Source organism: Plesiocystis pacifica SIR-1 (assembly GCF_000170895.1).
Lineage (GTDB): Bacteria > Myxococcota_A > Polyangia > Nannocystales > Nannocystaceae > Plesiocystis > Plesiocystis pacifica.
The window spans coordinates 1-18720 of the sequence record NZ_ABCS01000018.1 but is presented as its reverse complement, the minus strand read 5'-3'; the positions used below and the strand labels follow the sequence as shown (position 1 = coordinate 18720).

13 protein-coding genes and 1 pseudogene are annotated in these 18720 nt (G+C 66.1%); 3 read left to right on the top strand and 11 right to left on the bottom strand.

Annotation, left to right across the window (positions count from 1 at the left end; translation table 11 throughout):
* Window positions 1-38: 38 nt before the first annotated feature.
* From PPSIR1_RS11535 to PPSIR1_RS11495, 9 genes and pseudogenes are all read right to left on the bottom strand, one after another.
* The gene (locus PPSIR1_RS11535) at window positions 39-299 is read right to left on the bottom strand and encodes a hypothetical protein (protein ID WP_157595448.1); all 261 of its coding nucleotides are present in this window, start codon (window positions 297-299) and stop codon (window positions 39-41) included.
* 119 nt (window positions 300-418) lie between these two features.
* Window positions 419-758 (bottom strand): annotated as a pseudogene (locus PPSIR1_RS51190) (transposase); the annotation flags it as partial.
* Between the two features lie 179 nt (window positions 759-937).
* The gene (locus tag PPSIR1_RS11525; protein WP_198154493.1) at window positions 938-1867 is read right to left on the bottom strand and encodes a hypothetical protein; all 930 of its coding nucleotides are present in this window, start codon (window positions 1865-1867) and stop codon (window positions 938-940) included.
* Window positions 1868-2092: 225 nt separating this feature from the next.
* Complete coding sequence (locus PPSIR1_RS50740) at window positions 2093-3283, bottom strand: PP2C family serine/threonine-protein phosphatase (protein ID WP_269744702.1); 1191 nt, start codon at window positions 3281-3283, stop codon at window positions 2093-2095.
* A 329-nt stretch (window positions 3284-3612) separates the two neighbouring features.
* Window positions 3613-4230 carry a vWA domain-containing protein gene (locus PPSIR1_RS11515; RefSeq protein WP_157595445.1) on the bottom strand — a complete coding sequence of 206 codons (618 nt, stop codon included), beginning with the start codon at window positions 4228-4230 and terminating at the stop codon, window positions 3613-3615.
* 149 nt (window positions 4231-4379) lie between these two features.
* Window positions 4380-5285: a CHAT domain-containing protein gene (locus PPSIR1_RS11510; RefSeq protein WP_157595444.1), complete on the bottom strand. Its 906-nt coding sequence runs from the start codon at window positions 5283-5285 to the stop codon at window positions 4380-4382.
* A gap of 135 nt (window positions 5286-5420) precedes the next feature.
* Window positions 5421-6785, bottom strand: coding sequence for a caspase family protein (locus PPSIR1_RS42455; RefSeq protein WP_086001231.1), 1365 nt, complete (start codon window positions 6783-6785; stop codon window positions 5421-5423).
* 212 nt (window positions 6786-6997) lie between these two features.
* Window positions 6998-7660, bottom strand: coding sequence for an RNA polymerase sigma factor (locus PPSIR1_RS11500; RefSeq protein ID WP_006971222.1), 663 nt, complete (start codon window positions 7658-7660; stop codon window positions 6998-7000).
* A 175-nt stretch (window positions 7661-7835) separates the two neighbouring features.
* Window positions 7836-10454, bottom strand: a complete 2619-nt coding sequence (locus tag PPSIR1_RS11495) for a serine/threonine-protein kinase (protein ID WP_006971221.1) — start codon at window positions 10452-10454, stop codon at window positions 7836-7838.
* Window positions 10455-10667: 213 nt separating this feature from the next.
* On the opposite strand from PPSIR1_RS11495, the gene PPSIR1_RS11490 reads away from it, so the two are divergent.
* The 3 genes from PPSIR1_RS11490 to PPSIR1_RS11480 are packed head-to-tail and all read left to right on the top strand — an operon-like array spanning window position 10668 to window position 15121.
* Entirely contained in the window at window positions 10668-11075 is a 408-nt protein-coding gene (locus PPSIR1_RS11490; RefSeq protein ID WP_006971220.1) for a hypothetical protein, read from the top strand.
* A gap of 3 nt (window positions 11076-11078) precedes the next feature.
* Complete coding sequence (locus tag PPSIR1_RS11485; protein WP_006971219.1) at window positions 11079-12974, top strand: caspase family protein; 1896 nt, start codon at window positions 11079-11081, stop codon at window positions 12972-12974.
* Window positions 12971-15121 carry a caspase family protein gene (locus PPSIR1_RS11480; RefSeq protein ID WP_006971218.1) on the top strand — a complete coding sequence of 717 codons (2151 nt, stop codon included), beginning with the start codon at window positions 12971-12973 and terminating at the stop codon, window positions 15119-15121. The genes PPSIR1_RS11485 and PPSIR1_RS11480 overlap by 4 nt, the downstream gene beginning before the upstream one ends.
* 3 nt (window positions 15122-15124) lie before the next feature.
* On the opposite strand, the gene PPSIR1_RS51185 is transcribed toward PPSIR1_RS11480, so the two are convergent.
* Together PPSIR1_RS51185 and PPSIR1_RS11470 are read right to left on the bottom strand one after the other, a co-directional pair.
* Window positions 15125-17089: a caspase family protein gene (locus PPSIR1_RS51185; RefSeq protein WP_006971217.1), complete on the bottom strand. Its 1965-nt coding sequence runs from the start codon at window positions 17087-17089 to the stop codon at window positions 15125-15127.
* A 30-nt stretch (window positions 17090-17119) separates the two neighbouring features.
* Window positions 17120-18720, bottom strand: a 1601-nt coding sequence (locus PPSIR1_RS11470; protein ID WP_006971216.1) for a hypothetical protein, incomplete at its 5' end; no start/stop codon positions are given.

Below are 18720 nucleotides of genomic sequence, written 5' to 3'. Positions count from 1 at the left end.
TGGCAAGGACAACTTGGGGCTCGACTGGGCTGCGGACCTCAGCCCACGACTTCTTCGAGGATGACGTTTGCGGAGATCCAGCGAGCCGGCAGCTGTGTCTCCTCGTCGTCGATGGCGCTCTTGGACAACTTGCCCGCCCGGCTCAGGCCCGCGACCTGAGCGAAGCTCCGCTTCAGTCCAAGGTGGTCGATCACGGTCGCTTCGTCGCGGGTGGACCCGATCACTATGAAGCGGTCGAAGCCGGGGCGACCGTTGAGCGCAAGCGGCTTGCCCAGGCCTTTCGTGGGATGCCAGACCACGTACGTGCTCAGGCGCGCCAGGGGGTACGGTCCCGTTCATGAGCCACTCGACCTGGCCATCGCGGGTGGCGAGGAGATATTGTCAATTCCTGTGGATCGGAGATCGCCGAGCAGCATGATCAGGCGGCCTCCGCCTCGCGTTGTTGTGTTCGATCCCATCGACGAATTTCACGCCTTCTCGGACGAGCGGCAGCAGCATGCGACGGTCGAGTTTCCGCCAGCGCCGCTCGGCCATGTCGAGCAGCTTGAAGGCCATGGTGATGCCCCTTGGTCCTCGAAGCCCGCGCTGGCGTTCTTCTTGGTGTCCGCATACATGATCTCCCGGAGCATCTTCTTGGTCTTGGGCTGAAGCCGCTTGGGGAGCTTGTCGAGCACGTTGCCCCACTTGTGGAACCAGCAGCGCTGCTCTTTCGTCTCGGGCCACACGTCTCTGACCGTCGCCCAAAAGCCGAGCGCGCCGGTGGTTGGCATGGGTCTGGGTCACTCCATCGAACCAAGAGAACCCTGACTCACGGCGGACTGACACCTACCTGTCAGTCCTCCTGCTACCCCGAGTGTTCACCAGAGTCACCAGTCCGAGACCCGTTCGCTCTTCTCCTTCTTGTCCCAGTATCGAGCACCCGCGGGTTAACAGGCGATCAGAGCATGGTTGAGCAGGCGTAGATGATGGCCGCGATGGCGGCCATCGCTGCGAAGATGACCGCTAGGACCCGATCGGAGTGTTCGGTTGTACCTGATGAGGGCTGCGTTGGTTCGGGGGGGAATGACTGGATAGCCGACGAGGGGCCTGAGGGGCTCTCAGCACACAGTGGACACGCGCTGAGGTGCGCGGGGTAGCGGTGCACGGGGTTTTGCGAGCAAAGCCTAAGCTGCCCCACTACCTCGGCCAGGCAGTCACGCCACTGCGCTGCCGTCGGACGTAGCTCAGGATGGGAGTGTCCGGTGACGAAGGCACAAGCGAACAGTTGCTGGACCGGCGGCGGGATCAGGGCGATGTCTGGAGCGTAGGTTGGTGGTGCAAAGCGCCCACCGGTGTCGACATAGGGATATGTGCAAGAGGTCACCTTGGGGGGGTAGGTTGCTAGCTCGGGGGTGATGCCTGGTCCTGTCGCCGAGTAGGGACGCACGCCGTCCATGAGAAGCTGGAAGATCAGCACCGCCAAGGCGTAGAGATCAGACCAGTAGCGCTCGACTGTCTCGAGGCTGTGGCCCCCGTCGAGCCAGTGTAGAAGTTCTGGCGGGAGGTAGTCTCCGATACCCATACCGCTGTAGAAAACCTCCCCAGAGTGGGTCCAGATCTCGAAAGAGTCACAATCGACGAGCACCACCTCACAGCTTCGGTTAACGAGGATGTTGCGCTCGCGCAGATCTCCAATGCGATGACTCGCGGAGTGGACCTCAGCCACTACGGCGGCGAGGTTGAGCGCGATCACCAGGCGTTGGGCGAGGGGGGGGGCACTGGTGCCTCCCCAGACCTCGTGGAGTTCGTCATAGAGCCGCATGTCGAGGCGGGCCATGACGAAGCCGGCGAAGAGGGTGCAGTCCGAGTCCTCGTAGATGGCCGCCATGGGCCAGGTGCTCGCTTGCATGATCGCAGAGCCGGGTCGAGCGTCGACCATCGCACGGATCTTTCGGTGGTGGACCGTGGTACGCCTGGAGGGCGCAAGGACCTTGACGCAGCCCTTGGTCGCACCGACGACCCGGTACACTGCCCCCTCGGCTCCCGCACCCAGCTTGCGCCCGAGCTCGAGCGCTTGCCCTCGCTGGTCGTAGTAGATCTGAGCTTGCATGAATCAGTGACTCCGCAACGGTGGCGTCCAGATGAGCGCTAAGCTCTTGTCGTCGTCGTTGGCGGCCCTGAGTGCGAGACTGTCGAGAGTCTCGGCGAGCAACCGCGCGCCCGCTTCGGGTTCGGGGGCGTCGGCCAGGGCCGCGTGCAGCGGGCGAAAGAAATCCTCGTTGACCTCGTAGCCCTTGGCTTTGCGACGCACCGCGCTCCGCTCGAGGCCGTCGGAGAGTAGGGCCAGCGCTTCGACTCTGGAGTGGGTGTAAACCTGCCAGGTGGACGGGGCCCGATCGCAGCCCACGGGGGTAACGTAGTTGACGTAGAGGGTGTCCTCTGGGGGCGAGGCGATGGTCCACTGGCCGTCGATGCGCTTGACGATGGCGCCGTCGCCGGCGTGGCCCGTGAACGCTCGCGGGCCTTGGACGAGGGCGATCAAGAGCGTGCTGCCCAGGGTCGAGGAGGAGACCCCTGAGCTACGCGCGAACTCGTGAATTCGCGCTCGCGTAGCCTCGAGGGCACGCTGCATCAGGGCGGGACCGTCAAGAGATCCGTGCTCAAGCTGTCGTAGCACGAAGTCCGTCGCCGCGTCGACAGCCAGGCGCGCACCCACGTCCGAGTGGCGGGCTGAGCCTAGACCGTCCGCGACAGCGGCGACTACCGTGCCGTCGTTGAGCATCAGAATGCGTAGCGCGTCCTGACAGGGGAGGTTGGATTTGAAGTGGCCTGGTCCACGGACGGACACGGCGACAGCCTGATGGGTGGTACCCCGGACATGGCCCCGATAGGGAAAGGGGGCGTCGATGCTGACACGGTTATCCGTCGGCAGCTCGGACCACGCTAGCGAACTTTGTTCGGTCGCGTGGTGATTTCGCTCGCGGTGGCTATCATAGATCACTCGTGCACCAGGCTGAGGTTTCACGGGGAGGGGGGGCTGCCTCGCGGGAGTCTCGTCATCTGGAGTGAGGCTCGGGGCGACCGGTGGGGATTTGGCCTCGTCTGGCCTTCTCAGCGAGAGAGACAAAGGGTCGAGAACGGTCGCTCCGACCTGCTCTCGGAGCGCGGTGAGCCGATCTTGGAGCGCGTCCGGAGGGACTTGCCAGGCCCTCGAGGCGCCATCTCGACGCCGGTTCTCGTCAAACGCAAGACTTTTGCGACGTCGACTCCAGGACTGAAGCAACAGTACGGTGCCCACGCCCATGCCGAAGCCGAGCAGCCACGGGAAACGGGCCGGAGATGGTGAACTGTGTGGCGTCTCAGTCCGGGCGCGAAGGTAAAATGCATGGCCTGGCGGTTGCGAGTCCTCTTTGTGCGCGTCGTTCTCTACGCTCGGTGGTGTGTTCCCCTTTTCCTCGGGGGGCGGGCTCTCGCTCTCGGGCGGGTCGTCATCGTATTCGTCGGGGTGTACCCCGTCTTTGTTTCCGTTGGTCAAAGTCTGCGTCAATTCGTCGTCGACGAACTTCCCCGGCCCGAGCGCGCATGCACCGAGCAGAGCAGCCATCACAGTCACTTTGTTGATAGGCATGATGTTCAGAGTGAGGGGATGTCAGCCCAGCCCGTCTCCGTCGCGGTGGGCTCGGTGATGCCGGACACCGGCGCGCCGAGTTGGGAGCGAGAAATGGACGAGAATGAGGCGGAGAGCCACTTGAACATGGTTGGGATCTTGCCCTCGCGGACCTGTAGGGGCGGTCGTTGGGCGCCGAGCTGGCGCAGGGCAGGGATGGCCTCGGGCAGGACGGCGACGCTGAAGAACATGAAGCGCCTTTTTTGTTCGCCGTCCTGAATCAGCTGGCGAACCTCCATCCAGCGGGCATCGTTGGGCTGCATGTCGGTGGGGAGCCCATCGGTCACGAGCATCACCCAGGGGCGGTAGCAGTCGACGCCATCGAGGCGGTAGCGCTGCAGCCGACCGCGAAGGGTCTCGAGGCCGACCTTGATGGCTTGGCCCATGCCGGTCGCGCCGCCCGGTACGAGCGTCGGTGGACGCCAGTTCTGGGCTGAGCAGAAGTGATTCTCGGTCACGCACTCGTGGTTGAAGCTGATGACGCACAGATCGAGGCGCTTGCGAGCCAAGGGGTCCTCCATGATGTCGGCTCGAAACGCTTGTAGGCTGCGATTGACCGCGCCGATATGGTCGTTGAAGATCATGGAGTGGGAGCGATCCACGAGCAGGACTAGGGGCACGTGGGGCTCTTGTCCGAACTCGACCTTGACCTGTACGCCGGGGCCATTGACGACCCGCGTATCCCAAAAATCATCGATAGACATGACTTTGCATCTTTTTTGTGGTGCTGTGTTCAGCCCAGTAGCGGCTTGTTTGGATCCACGCCGGTCCGGCGGTGGAGAACGGGGAAGAGAGTGCTGTCGAACTCGGCGAGTCGGGTGTGGGCGCAGGCCAAGCCGACGCTCTCGGGGACGCTGTAGCCGTGGGCAAGAGCCCTGTAGAAGCTCGCGCTGAACTCCAGCGCAAGCTCGCTCGGGACGGCGCCTCGCATGCCCACGACCCAGTCGACGTGAGGGGAGATGGCCTTGGCCTGGATGTCGGTGTGGCAGGCGCTCAGAACAACGCACTGGATCCCTCGCAGCTGCGCGAACAGATCTGCGACCGCGCCCGCCGTTGCCGGTTGAGGTTCGCGATTGCGACCTTCGAAGATCAGCTCTCCCCGTTCGCTACCATGACCGCAAAAGTGAACGACTCGGGGGTTGTGCTCGAGCAGGCGCTCGCTGACCTCATGTGGGCGCACGCACCAGTAAGGACGCAGATCGAGTCGCGGCCATCGGGGGGAGCGCTCGAGGGCCGAGCGGATGTGCTGGTACTCTCGACCCAGGCTGAGGGGAGAGCTACCCCAGGGGTTGGCCGCGAGGAACACCAGGCGGATGTCTGGTCGCAGGGGGCGACGCTCGGGTCCCGACATGGCAGACTCGATCAGCGCGCGCATGGAACGTTCAACGTCGTGGAGTTCGAAGTTGGCTCCAGAGCACTCGACCTCGAGACGGCGCTCGGAGCCCGGGACGTCGACGATGAAACGGATGTGGCGCTGGTCTGTGCTCTTGGTATCGAACCAGGCCGCGACGTGGCGCGCGATCAAGCGGACCCAGTCCTCGATCATCGAATGGTTTAGTGCGAGCGCGATGGCGAAACCACCCTTTTGACCAAATCCCTCTTTCTTGGCGCTCGCGTCAGGGAGGTAGTCGATGGCCACGCGGTCGGCATAGAGGCCCTTCACGAGGGTGTCGACCTGCTTGTCCCACCAGCCATCGCCTCGTTGCCAGCCAACGGCCGTAGGCTCGAGGATCACACGAAGTGGTTGTTCAGAGCTCATTCTTCCACACTACTTTCAGCCAAGGACGGGCCACACTAGCCCAACGGCGGACACGGGGATCGACGCGTCGCCGCCGTTGCTGGCGATCTGGATCCGGCCCTTGCATAGGCCGGCGCGGCTGGGGCGGGCATAGACCCGGAGCTTGGAGTTGCCCGAGCTTCGGATCCGAAGCCAGCTGGGAAAGTGGACGATGCGGACCTCGAGCTGACCGCCTCCGGCGTTGGCGAAGTGCAGGGTAATCTCGGGACTGCGGCTGCCGCAGTAGGCCTCGCCGAACTCGAGGCGCTCACGCGAGATGACCAGCCGGGGGGGCTCGGGCTCGACGACCGGGGTCTGGTCCAATTGAGAGCCGGGTTCGGGGTCCGGAGGGGGCGGCGTGCTGCTACGGGGAGGGTGGGTGAGCACCTCGATGACGTGCTTGGTCCGCTGACCGTCCTGGAACATATGGACTTTGCCTCGGGCGGGCTCGGCCAAGGGCCGGATCTGTAGGCGTAGTTGTGTCTCCTCTTCGACGACCTCGATCCAGTTGACCTGGCTCAGCGCGCTCCAGTCGAGTTGTCCACCGCCACGGTTCTCGACGGACACGACCTCCTCGATGGTGTTGCGCGCCTCTACGTCGAAGAGCTCGATGGACGTGCGGGACAGGGCGAGGACGGGCGCTCGCATCGCGGACGAGCGAACCAGGGGCAGGCTCGCCACATCACCGACCTCGCTCTTGGTCGACTTTTGATCGAAGCGGACAAAGAGCTCGCGCTGGGCGTAGTCATAGATCTCGTCGACGCTGACGTAGCCGTCGAGATCCCGGTCACCGCCGGCATGGGTGAGGGCCTCGACAAAGACCTGAGTGAAGGGGCTGAGCTCGGCGTCGAGGGCCACGGAGTTCTTGCCCGTGGCGTACATGAAGTAGCTGCCTCGATTGGGGAGCTCGAAGGGGACCTGGGTCTCGCCGCCCTTGAAGCCGAAGCCGGCTGCGTGGCAGCAGTCGAGGACCATGACGATGCGATCGCTCCGACAATGCTCGATTGCGCTGAGCACGGTGTCTCGACTGAGGGCCGTTGACTCGAGGAAGCGGTTGATCGTGTCGCGGACGCAAAAGTAAAAGCGCTGCGCAGGGGTCAGCTTGCCGTGCCCTGAGTAGTAGAAGAGCAAGGTGTCGTCACGCCGAGCGTTCACGAAGAAGCGCTCGACCTCGAGGGCGACCTCGCGCCGCTCTCGGTCGCGGAGTACCTGCACGGCCGAGGGAGCGAAGAGCCCGGTGTCCGGGGAGGTCAGCGCGAGTTCGAGGGCCTCGAGATCGTTGAGGGGCCCGCGAAGATCATCGAGCTCGGCGTCGTCGAAGTGACCGTTGCCGATTAGCAATGCCTTATAGTTCGTGTCCATGCTTGATTGGGCCGCGACCGAGTCCAGCTTGGTCTGCGCCGGGGTAGTTGGTAGGCGAGGTCAATCGTTCATCATCGAGGCCCATACCTGGGGGAGCTGGCTCGAAGTTGGCGCAGCTGGGCATTATCCTCGGCTTAGCCTCCGAAGTCGGGGGGCCGAGAAGTGCGTCGTGGGGTCGTAGCCGAAAGCGCGCGGCGGGCCAGAGGGGCCGCTCAGTCGTTGGGCGCCCCGAGGGGCGGGCGCTGGTCCATGGCGTTCGGGCCAAAGCCGAGCAACCGGCGGATCGACTCCAGCTGTTGCTCGATGTTGACGTTGGCGAGCGTGGGTTCGTGCTCAGCGATCTTGGACTTGAGACGGCGCTTGAGGTTGTGGACCCGCGTGCGGATGGTCGGCGCGGGGACATCAAAGACCACCGCGAGTTCGTCTGCCGTCAAGTTGTGCCAGTAGTAGAGCTCGAGTAGCTGTTTGTGCTCTACTGGGAGCGCACGCAGACAATGGACGAGGGCCTCGTGCCGAATGAGTGACGAGAAGGCACGTGAGGGGGTGCGCTGACCCGCATCCTCGACGGTGTGGACCATGGGGTCGAAGTGCTCACGCCGCCTGTAGCGCTCGCGTAGAAAGGCGTTGAGCACGTTGCGAGAGATGCCGAATAGGTACGAGCGAAAGCTCGCGTCGCCCTTGAAGCGCTGATAGCTCTTGCACAGCTCGGCGAAGGTCCTCTGGGTCAGATCGCGGCGATTGTCGTCATCGACCGCGTTCATGAAGTAGCGGGTGACCTCGGCGTAGTAACGCTTGACGAGACGGTTGCCTGCCTCGCGGTTGCCCTTGGACCACAGCTCGACGAGTTCGATGTCGCCGAGTTTGGACAGCTGCATCGGCGACATCGTAGCACCGACCAGCCGCAGGCTTAGTACTTCGGTGGAGATATCGCAGGGAGTGGGAGATTCGGAGGGGGCGCGTCGAGGCATCGGATCTTCCTGCGCTGGCGAGTCGGCCCGAGATGGGATGACTGTCCGGCAGTAACAGGAGTTGGGGTTGGGCCCCGATCGTTCACTCTGCGCCGTCGATTAAATCTCGGAGCTCGGAAACAGTGTTGGCGAGGCCCTCTGGGAGTTCCGACATTGAAACGAGGTCGAGCGCCTCCCTCGCTTCGTCGTAGCGCATGGCCTCGTAGAGGCTCGAGGCGACGATCAGTTGGACAGTTTGGGCGTTGACGGGGCTCGAGCCGGACCACAGTCGAGCGGCCTCTCGCAGCCACCCCAGGCCCTGTTCGAAGTCTTCTTCGGACTCAACGCCCCCGTCCTCGCTGAGGCTAGCTTGGGTCAGAGCTTGACCCGACGTGTAGAGGGACTCGGCCCGGACTGCGTCGGGCAGATCGATCTGCTCCGCCAACCACGCTTGGTGGTGGCGAAGCAGGGGGACGGCGGCCTTGGGCTCCCCGGCCTTGGTGATCGTCTGGACCGCGCTCGAGTAGGCTTTGGCGACGACGACGAGGTCCCCTCGGGCGGCGGCGTTCGTGAAGGCCCGCTCCGCCTCCTCGAACGCTCCTTCGCGGAGCGCCATTAGCCCTCGGTTGAGGTCGACGAGGGCGCGCAAAGCCTGGCTCTCGGGGTGTGAGGGGCCGAGCTCGGCGTCAAGCAAGCTGAGCGCTTGGCCGTAGGCGACCTCGGCCTGGGCGTGGCGCCGAGCAAGTTGCTCGACCCAGCCCAGATTTTGACGGACTCGGACACGGTAGTACAAGGGGGCCTCGAGGCGGTCGAGCATGACCCGGGCGCGCGCGAGAGCTCGCCGCGATGCCTCGAAGTCGGGCTCGGCCGCGGCGGCGAGCACGATGCCGCGCATGCGCTCGAGATCGGCGAGGTCGAGGTTGTCTGCGCCTTCGGAGGCCCGCGGGCCCAAGAGCGCCCGGGCGTCGTCGAGGCGTGCGAGGGCTAAGGCCAGTTGGGTCGGATTGGCGTGGATCTCTGCGTAGCTCTGGTACAGGCGTATGTCGAAGGCTCGAGACCAGTCTTGGCAACCCAGGGCGTGTTCAGAAGCGAGAGCCAGGACATCGGTCGCTTCGGTCCATCGCTCGAGTTTGGTCGAGGCGTAGCCAAGCTCGAAGTTTGCCGCGGCGGCCTCGCTCGAGTGGGCGCCGCCCTCGAGGCAAGGCGGGGCGCCGTGGGCGAGGCGCACAGCCTCGTCGGCCTCGTCTCGAGCGCGAGCGAAGTCGCGCAGGACCACACGGGACTCGATCCGGGCGAGGCGCGCGGTCATGCCGGCGTCGATGGGCGGCGGGGGCAGCTGACACAGGTCCGCACCAGCGGCGACCGGCGCGAGCAGCTCGACGAGATGTTCGGCCGAAGCGTGATCCTCGCTCAGGGCCTCGAGGCTGCTGCGAAAGTGTCCCTTCCACTGCTCGAGGCAGCCGCGGCGGCGATCGAGCTCGGCGCTGCGTCCCTCGTCGAGCTCGGCTTCGCACAGCTGCACGGCCTCCCACGACCAGCGTCGCGACGCGTTGTCGAGGATGGCAAGGACATGGTCGGCCGCGCGCGGGGCCCAAGGGGCGCCGAGGCCTCGCAGATCGGAGTCGAGACGCGCGCGAGTCTCGGGGGTCCACAGCTCGCGCATGACCGCGTCTGCGTCTGCACAAGGAGGCGGCTGGAGAGCCCGAGCGATCCCGGCAGAGCACAGCAGCAACGAAGCGACGACCAGTGCCCACCGAGAGAAGCGGCGAAGGGCGATCCCGCGCTCGAGCTGGCGGACGAGGGTCGCCATGTTCGGGAAGCGATCGCTAGGCTCCCAGCTCAGGCCGCGGCGTAAGATCCAGTACAGCCACGCAGGCATCGCGGGCGGCGCGGGCGGGACCTCATCGACGCTCGAGCGCCTGCCGGAGAAGGGACGGCGGCCGTCGACGGCCTCCCACAGCGACACACAAAAGGAGTACTGATCACACAGGGCGTCCGCGGGTCGATGGTGCTGCTCGGGGGCCATGTACTCGGGGGTGCCGAGCCCGGAGGACTCGATCGGCGAGAGCATCCCCCGGGCCGTCCGGGCGTCATCCACCACACCCCCGGCGAGCCCGAAGTCGACGACGACGACGCGCTGGTCGGCTGTTCGGACCAGCGCGTTGTCGGGCTTGAAGTCCCGGTGAATCACGCCACCGCCGTGGGCCTCGCTGAGCCCGCGCCCGATTCCGAGGTAGGCCGTCAAGACTTCGTCGAGGGGACGGCCCCGCTGCCAGTTGCGGACCGTCGGCCCGTTGATGTACTCTAGAGCGAGGATTCGCTCGCCGGTGGAGGCTTGTTTGATGTCGTGGACGTGGACGACGTTGGGGTGACTCAGGCGGGCGATGGCTCGAGCCTCTTGCAAGAGACGATCTTGGAGATGCTCGCGGCCAGGGGCGACGAGTTGGACGACCTTGAGCGCGACGGTCCGATCGAGTTCGTTGTCGTGGGCCCGATAGACGGCGCCCATGGCACCTCGACCGAGCAAGCCCCGGATCTCGAAGCGGCCGCTCTCGTCGACGGGGAACGGCTCGGCGCAGTCGGAGAGATCGAGATCGACCAGCATCGCCTCGACCTCGAAGCGGAGGTCGATGGGCAACTCGTCGACCGCCGAACTCGTTGGGGGTTCAGGGGTCGGGTAGGTCGGCAGGTTTGTGGCTTGGTCGTTCTCGTCCTCGTTCACGGGGATCCAATCCTCCCCCCTCTTGGAGCGGAGGGGGGCGCCCCGGGCTCCGCTTCGACGTCCGAGAATGCGTCGTGTCGGCATCGATGTCTTCGTTGGTCGAGATGCCGCAGCGTTCACGTTAGCATCTGACGAGGTACAGAGACATCGCTCACGCGCTCTCTAGACTCTGGGCGTGAACGATTGGTCTGACTTCCCGACGAGATCGCTGCAATGACGACGCAACCTCCCACGGCAGAATACACTGTTCTCAAGTCGGTCCGGCTGACCGGGCGATTCAATTCCAGCGCCCTCGAGATCGTCACCAAGCGCGACGAGACCGAGCTCGGCGAGAATCTCGAGATCCGAGCGGACGACCCCCCCAACGTACGCGTGGAGGTGTTCGACTTCGTGCACGACGACGGGACCACGCGGACGACCTGGGAGCTCATGGGGGACAGCAATTGGACCCGGGCCTCGAACCACGTCTGGAAGGTGTTCTCCGACTACACCGACGGCGAGATCGGAGACACCCTCGACATCGTGGCTCGACCGCAGGGGTCGACGGACCCGGCGCAGGAGAAGCCCAAGCAGATCTACATCGAGATCAAGCCCGTGGTCGACGGCCCGGACAAGAGCTGAGTCGTGACCAAGCGCGCCTTGCTGATCGCGTCCTCGGTCCACGCCCGCATGGGCATCGACTCGGACATGGAGCTGATGACCCAGTGCCTGCTTGAGTACGGCTTCGAGAAGGGGGCAATCGCCGTGGCGCCTCGCCCAACTACCCGCGCCTCCATCCTCTCCTCGCTGGCTGCGCTCATCGAGCGAACTCAGCCGGGGGACACGGTCGTGGTTTACTACACGGGGCACGGCGGGGTAGCGCGCTTCAACGGGCCCTTGGCGGGGCTCGCGGGCTCGGAGCGAGTGTGGCGCTACCTCGTGCCGGAGGCTGGACACTCGGCGAAGGACAATCGCTTCGGAGGTGTCCTGGACGTCGAGCTGAGCCACCTGTTGGGCACGCAACTCAGCCGCAAATGCAGCAACGTGACCATCATCCTCGAGTGCTGCTTCGCGGGCGGGATGATGCCGAGGCTCGCCGACGAAGGGCGGCGAGGTTTCCTCGACCCCGCGCGCTTCGATATCCCGGACGAGTTTCGCGTGCCAGGAGAGCTCGCGCTCGACTGGTCGAGGCTGGCGGAGGACTCGATGGTTGAGAGCGGGGGCTCCGGCGTCCAGCGAAGCCAGCCCGTGATCTTGGCGGCGACGAGCGCGGCGCGACTGAGCTACGAGACGCCACCAAACGGACAAGCCGCGGACTTTACTCGGGCTCTGGTTGGGGCCCTTCGACGCCACCGCGGGGACCGGGTGAGCTGGGGCGAGCTGATCCCCGAGATCCGCCTTCAGACGCAATTCGAGGGCCAGAGAACGAGCCAGCGCCCACATCTCATCGGCCCCCGAGGGCGCGTGGTCTTTGGCACGGAGACCGTCGAGCTCAGCCGACAGTTCGACGTCCTCGTGGGCCCTGAGGGCCAGCTGCGCCTGCTCGCTGGCGCTATCCATGGGATCCACGTGGGGGATGCATTTGAGCTCGTCGTTCGGGGACGCGGACAACGCTTGGGGGGAGCTCGGGTCGGGGCTGTCGAGCTCGCGCGCGCGGACCTGGTCGCCGAGGACCCTTCGGCGACCGTGGCCTTGGAGCCCGGAGAGAGCCCGGTTGCCTTGCTGCGGCGCAGCACCAGGCCGTCGAGGGTCGCTCTCGAGCCCCTGTCTGGGCCCTCGCGCACGCTCGAGACGCTCGACCGAGCGCTCACCGATTCCCCCTGGCTCAAGCGCAGCGTGGAGCCGGACGGGGCCACCTTTCGGGTGGCCTGCGATCGGGGACGTCTGCGCGTAGAGGGTACGGGCGCAGCGCGGCGCTGGCTGCCTTCGAGCCCCAGGGCGGAACTCGCGGGCGATGTCCTCAGCCCGGTGCCTTGGGTCGTCCACGATCTCGAGGCACTCACGCGAGCCCGCGCGTTCGTTCGCGCGTGCGCCGAGGCGCCGCCGCCGCCGCCAGAGGTTGAGCTCGCCGTGATGACCGATGCCGGCCCCCTCATGGACGGCGGGATGCTTCGCAGCGGCCAGAGCATCCGCTTCGTGGCTCGCTATCGCCGGGCCCGACCGGCGAACCACCTCTTTGTCAGTGTGGTGAACGTGGGACTCGATGGCCGTGCCTGCTGTCTCAACGCTCAGCTCGGTAACCGGGGCGGGATCAACCTGTTCGCGGAGTGGGAGAAGGGCAACCCCGAGGGTGATAGCTTTGAGATGAGCTGGGCCGAGGAGGTGTTGCGTCGGCCCACCGAGGAGTCCATCTACTTCGTCGTGAGCAGCGCGGAGCTCGAACTCGACTGCCTCGACCTGGTCGATCTCGAGGCGTTGGACGACGAGCATGCCGCAACCCCGCTTGGGTCGCGCGCGGCACCCGTGGGCACACTGACCAAGCTCTCGGCTCCCATTCAGATCTGGGTTCGACAGATCCGCTTCACCCTGGAACCCCAATGAACGCGCGCAAAGAGGAGTCGACCTCTACCCGGCGCGCGCTGTTGCTGGGTGCCCCCGCCCCCGATCTCGCCGGCGTCGCGGGTGACCTCGAGCTGATGGCCGAGGCCCTGACGCAGCATGGCTTCGAGGCAGGGCTCTGTGTGGTGCCACGGGCGACGCGGAGGGCCCTTGTCGATGGGATGAGTCAGCTCATCGGGGACGTCCAGCCCGACGACGTGGTCGTCATCTACTACTCCGGGCACGGGTCGAAGATCGAGCCTCCCCCAGCGCGGACCAGGATGGTCCGCAGCGCGAGTGCTCTCGGTCCGTGGGCCGAGCGCTTCCTGGTGCTCGCGGACTTCGAGGAGGGCTCCGTCGATGACTTTCGTGGCTACACGAGCATGGAGCTCTCGCTCGCGCTCGCCCAGTTGACTGCGGTCACAGTCAACGTGACGGCGATCTTCGACTGCTGCCACGCCGCTCAGTTGGTCCGCCACGGCCGGGGCAAGTCGGTCGGTGAGCAGGAGCGACCTCGCGAGCCCATCGCTTGGCAGACTGGTCGCGGGGCCCGGTCGCGGGGCCTCGACTTCTCTCCCGGAGGCTACTGGGCTGAGGCCGCGCGCGCCCACTCGGCGCGGCTGCGAGGTCGTCTCCAGGGCGAGAACGCGGAGGCCAACCCCAATGTCGTGCGCCTGCTGGCCTCGAACGCAGGTGGGTCCGCCTACGAGGTGCCGCGGCGCGGAAGCTCCGGAGCGTGCGGCTTCCTCACCCAAGCCCTGCACGGGGCGCTGATGGCCGCCGAGGCAGGTTGGACGACGTGGCAAGACCTCGCCCGGGCGATCCGGATGACGCCGCGCAGGCACCCCCAGCAGCGGATCAGCATCGACGGCCCTTGCCGCCGCTTGCTCTTCGGCCTCGCTGAGCGCGAAGAGCTGGGCTCGATGGAGGTCGAGCGGGAGCGAGGTCACTTGCGCCTGTGTGGTGGATGGCTCGCGGGGGTCCGAGAAGCAGACCGCTACGTGCTCGAGGCCTGTGTCGGTCGACAGATCCGGCCTGTTGGGGCCGCGACTGCCGTCGAGGTCACGAGCGCTCAAGCTCGCCTGCAGCTGGATCCCGGCGCTGCGCCCTCGCTCGGCGCTGCGCCCTCGCTCGGTAGCGGGGACACGCGGCTTTTGGGCTTGCGGGCCGTCCCCGTGTACGCGCGCGGGGGGAAGGACGTGTGCTGGGGCTCGGTCGCGCTCGTGGGCTTCGAGGGGCACAATGGCGAGGGCGAGCGCATTCGTGAACGTGCGTTGCTCTATCCTCAGCTCAAGCTGAACGAGCGCGAGGGCGCCGTCCGTGACGTCCATCGTATAGCGACCTTGCGCCGGACCGAGGAGGGAGTGCAGCTCGAGTCCACGCCTTGGGCGGTGTGGGGACGCGAAGGCCGTGAAGAAGTGGTGCGTCTTCGCTACGACGATCCGCGGAAGCTGTCGGGGTCGAAGCGACAGGTCTACGGCCTGACGGCGCACCTCGTCGATGGGGCGCTTCGCCTGGCCCGCGCCCATGCGCTGCGTGATCTTCAACGAGTCGTTGCGTTGGCAGCCGCTCCAGCACAGCCGCCCTGGTCCGAGAGCCTCGGCGACGCTCATGAGTGGAGCTTGCACCGCGTACGGGATGGGCGCGTGGGCGAGGTGCTGGAACCTGGCGCGCTCTTGGAAGCGGGCGAGAGTCTGACCTGCGTCATTCGCCGAAGGTGCGCGCACACCCTGCACGCGAGTGTGCTCTTCGTTGGCGCAGATGGCCAGATCGCAATCTTGAGCCGGGCCCACGGGGGGGGCGTGGAGCTCAGCGGCGAGGACTATGTGCTGGGCATGAGCCCTGGCGCCGACCCGAAGGTCTACGGGACGGAGCTCGGTTGCTCACTGAGCCGCTGTGTACGCGTCGAGTCGCCCCGAGGTGTGGAACGGGAGCGGGTGCCGGGCACGGTGCTGTGTGTCGTCAGCGATGGGCCCGTGGATTTGCGGAGTTGGACCCAAAAAGCGATCGCACGATACCGAGACGTGGACCCGGCGGATGCGCGGGAGGTGCTGCGCAACGTCGGGGGGATCGCCCCTGGACTCCGCTCCCCCGCGTATCACATCGCGCGCCATGACTTATGGCTGGAGCGCTCGGGCCAAGGATGGTGAGGGTCACCCCCCGTGGATCGTTGCCACGGCGGCGACCCAGAGTGGAGACTGTTTGCAGGCGCGCTTGCGCGCTCCCCCGACGTTGCGCTTCCCAGCCCGGCCGGCGCTGATGGCTTCGGCGAAGGACTCGGCCGTGGCCAGTTGGGAGAGATCGGCCTCTCGGCGCTCGGTACCGATGGCGACAAAGCGCTCGAGCCCCGAGGGCCCGTCGAGCCACAAAGGAGCGCCGAGCTCTCCGTTGAGCCAAAACAGGTGCTTGCTCCCGGCGGGGAGCACCGCGGCATCGAGGTGAAGGACGGTGCCGCTCGACTCGGACACGAGGACCGTGACCTCAAGCTCGCGGAGAGTATGGTTGCGGACCTCGACTACGAAGGGATGATGATGAGCAACGCGGTAGTGGCCCCGCTCGGGCTCTATGGGGAGCTCGGGCCCGTCGTGGTCTTGGGGGGTGGTGACCTCCGTGGCGTCGAGCATGCGCATCGTGAGCAGCCCAGCGCGCTCGCTGCACTGTTGAGCCAGGCGAATGGGTGCTTGGTGGCGCAAGGCGTGAGCGAGAAGCGCGGGGATGTCCGCCGTTTGGCAGCGGAACAGCTCGGGCATGTCTCGCGTCGGCGGTCCATGGTCGTCATCCCACAACACCCAAGTGTCACGGTCGGCGACGAGGCGGAGCTCGCCGGCGCCGGCTTCGGCCAACGGCGTGCGAGGATCGACCAACTCGATGTTGCCATCCTCTTCGAGCTTGGCTCGGATTTCGGCGTCGAGCTCCCCGAGTATGCGGACCTCGAGCTGGGGCGCAGCGTAGCGCAGCACGCTACAGCGGCTGAACTCGGGGAAGGGGAATACGGGGCCGGCCGGGTCGCGCACGGCCTGGGCGCGGTGGTCTTCGCTGCGCTCGACGATGAGGACGCCCACGCGGGTTTGGGACTCGGGATCGTAGACTGCGATGCGGGTGCCTGTGGTGATCCCAAAGCGCCGCCCAGAGTGGACATCGAAGCGCTGGACCGTGTCGGCCTGGGTGGCGGCGGCGGGCTGAGCCTCGACGAGCAGGTCGCCTGCACCTGCGCCGGTGTGGACGGAGAAGAGTCGGCGCTCGCTCGGTCCGTAGACCCGAGGATGCTGGCCGGTGACCCTGGTGAGAATCTTGGGCCACAGCTCGCGCCAGATGCGACGTTGGAAATCGGCCTTCGAGAGCGCGCCCAGGACCGTCGTAAGGGCCTCGGTCAGCTTCCCCATCACTTGGCCTCCGGGGCCCCGACCTTCTCTGGCCAACTCTTGAGCCATGCACGCGGCGAGTACGAGGGGGGCGGCCTTGGTCTCGGCGCTCGCTGTGGCAGCGGCGAGCGCCAGCTCTCCGTCCCCAACTGCGCGCTCGGGGGCGAAGTCTGGCTCAATCACCTCGTCAGGTGCGCCCATCTCGACGAGCTCATCGGCTTCTACGTAGCGTGGCCGACTCTCGGGGTCCGCCGCTCCTGGATCGCGGGCGGCCCCCGCGGAGTGACAGCAGTCGAGGATGAGGGTCACGTTGGGGCAGCGCGCGGAGATCCGAGCGAGTGCGGTGTTGAGCTCTCGATCGCTGATTTCGTGGCGGCGATCTGTCCGAAAGTCGACGGGCAGCAAACGCTCACTTGCGTAGTGAGCCTGGTCGTGACCTTTGGACCGATACATGCGCCTGAGGCCGTGGCCCGAGTAGTGAAGGATCACGCGGTCGCCCGCTTCGACGATGCGCTCGAGCTCGGCCAGAGCCGTACGGATGTTGGTCGCCGTCGCAGGAGCATCGATGGTGAGTGGGAAGTCTGTGTCCTGGTGAGGCGAGGCGAGCACCCTCGTCGTGGTCCGACGCGCGTCGAGGTGTGGGAGGAGAGCGTCGTGGATGGCGACGATGTCGTTAGCGCAGCCACGCAGCTGGTCCCGCTGGTCGGGGTAAGCGTCGATGGCAATGAGCAGGAGGTGTGTGCTTGGTGTGGCCATGAGACTACTGGGTGCCGACTTTTGCATCTTCTAGGCCCCCTTGTCCGGGCTCTGCTCGTCATCGCGTGGGCGGGTCAGGGGGAGCTGGCACTCGACTGAACCGTATCGACCTCTTCGGCGGAAGTAGCGACGATACCAACGCAGGAGGTTGTCGGTGTTTCGGATGCCCTCGACGCCTCCGATGGGAAACTTCAGCCCATCGGCCTGGGTTGCGAGCTGGCTGCTGAGCGCGCGAATGTCCAGGGCTTGTCCCGCCGCGTGAGTCGAGGCCCGACGAGCGATGAAGTAGGGGCGCTCGAGATTGTCGAGCGTACCTTGGATGCTTCGACGCTCGTTCTTGGTCAGCGTCTTCCACAATGCTGGGTTGCGAGCCCAGCGGGGGGCGAGGGTGAAGTCTCCGTCGAGCGCCTCGGCCGAAAGCCAGTCGACGTGGACATGATTGTGATGGCCGGTCAGCTCGAGGGAGTAGTGGAGCGCGTGGACCCTCACTCTGTCGTTATGCTCGGGGCCGCCGAGCGCGTCCGAGACCGAGCCGACCGCGGCCAGTGCGGCCAGAGGATCTGCAAAGTACAGCCTGCTGGGTAGGGTCAGGAGCAATCCTTGTAGGAGACTCACGACCTGGGCGAAGACCTCGGGCTCGGAGTAGTACGAGGGGAAGTCCAGGTCCTGCGGGCGCACCCTCTGGGAACGAGCAAGCGAGAGCCGCATCTGGTCGATCATCTCGTAGAGGGGGGCGAGCGGCTCGGCGTTCGCTCGAGGCTCGGAGAGCGCCGTCATTGTTAGTTCGAACGTCCGCCACACCTCGCTCGCGTTGCGCCCCTTCGCCGACGGAAGGTTGGGGATCGGCATGTCGAGGTCTACGCCGTAGGTCGTATTGTGGGTCACGGAGGGCGGCTTGCGTCCCCCTCGCTCGTAGGCAGCCGCGGTCAACCACACGGGAAAGTTGGGCTGCGCGAGTTCTGTCTTGGGGGACGCTTCGATAGCGGGCTTGGGTGTACCATCTGGCTTGGGGCGCGGCGGGACTTGACCTGTCAGCAACTCGCGGAGGATGTTCAACCGCTCGGCGACGAAGGGGTTGACCTTGAAGCCGTGACCCTGAGCCCGTCGACTGGATCCGGGAATGGTGGGCCACGGCGGAGGCGAAGGCAGCGTCTGGGGGCGCTTGAGCTGATGCCACTCGCTGGCGCGAGCGCGGGTCAACCTTCCCCTGGCCTCAAGTTCGTCACCATGGGCGATGATCCACATTCCCATGGCGAGTCGTGGGGGGTATGTGCGCGCGTCGAAGGGCCTGACGCTCAGATGCTCGAGCCAGTCCGAGAGCGCGAGCGCGTAGTTGCCGTGGATGCAGGCGTAGACGAGATCGAGGATGTTGGTGACCGCGTCGGCGAGGCAGGTGATCGCCATCGGCCCGCCCAAGATGAGGTAGTTGTCGCGGTGGACGGCGTCTTCGATGACTCCCTCGAGGTGTGAGGGGCGCCAGAACATCCCTCGAGCGATTGGCTGGAGGAGGCGCCCGCGGCTGGCCTCGCCGGCGCGGAAGCAGAGGTTGAAGACGGCTCGGCGCACCTTGGCGACACCACGCCCGCCCTTGGGCGGAACGACCTCCCCCCCTTCGGTCCACTCGCCACGAG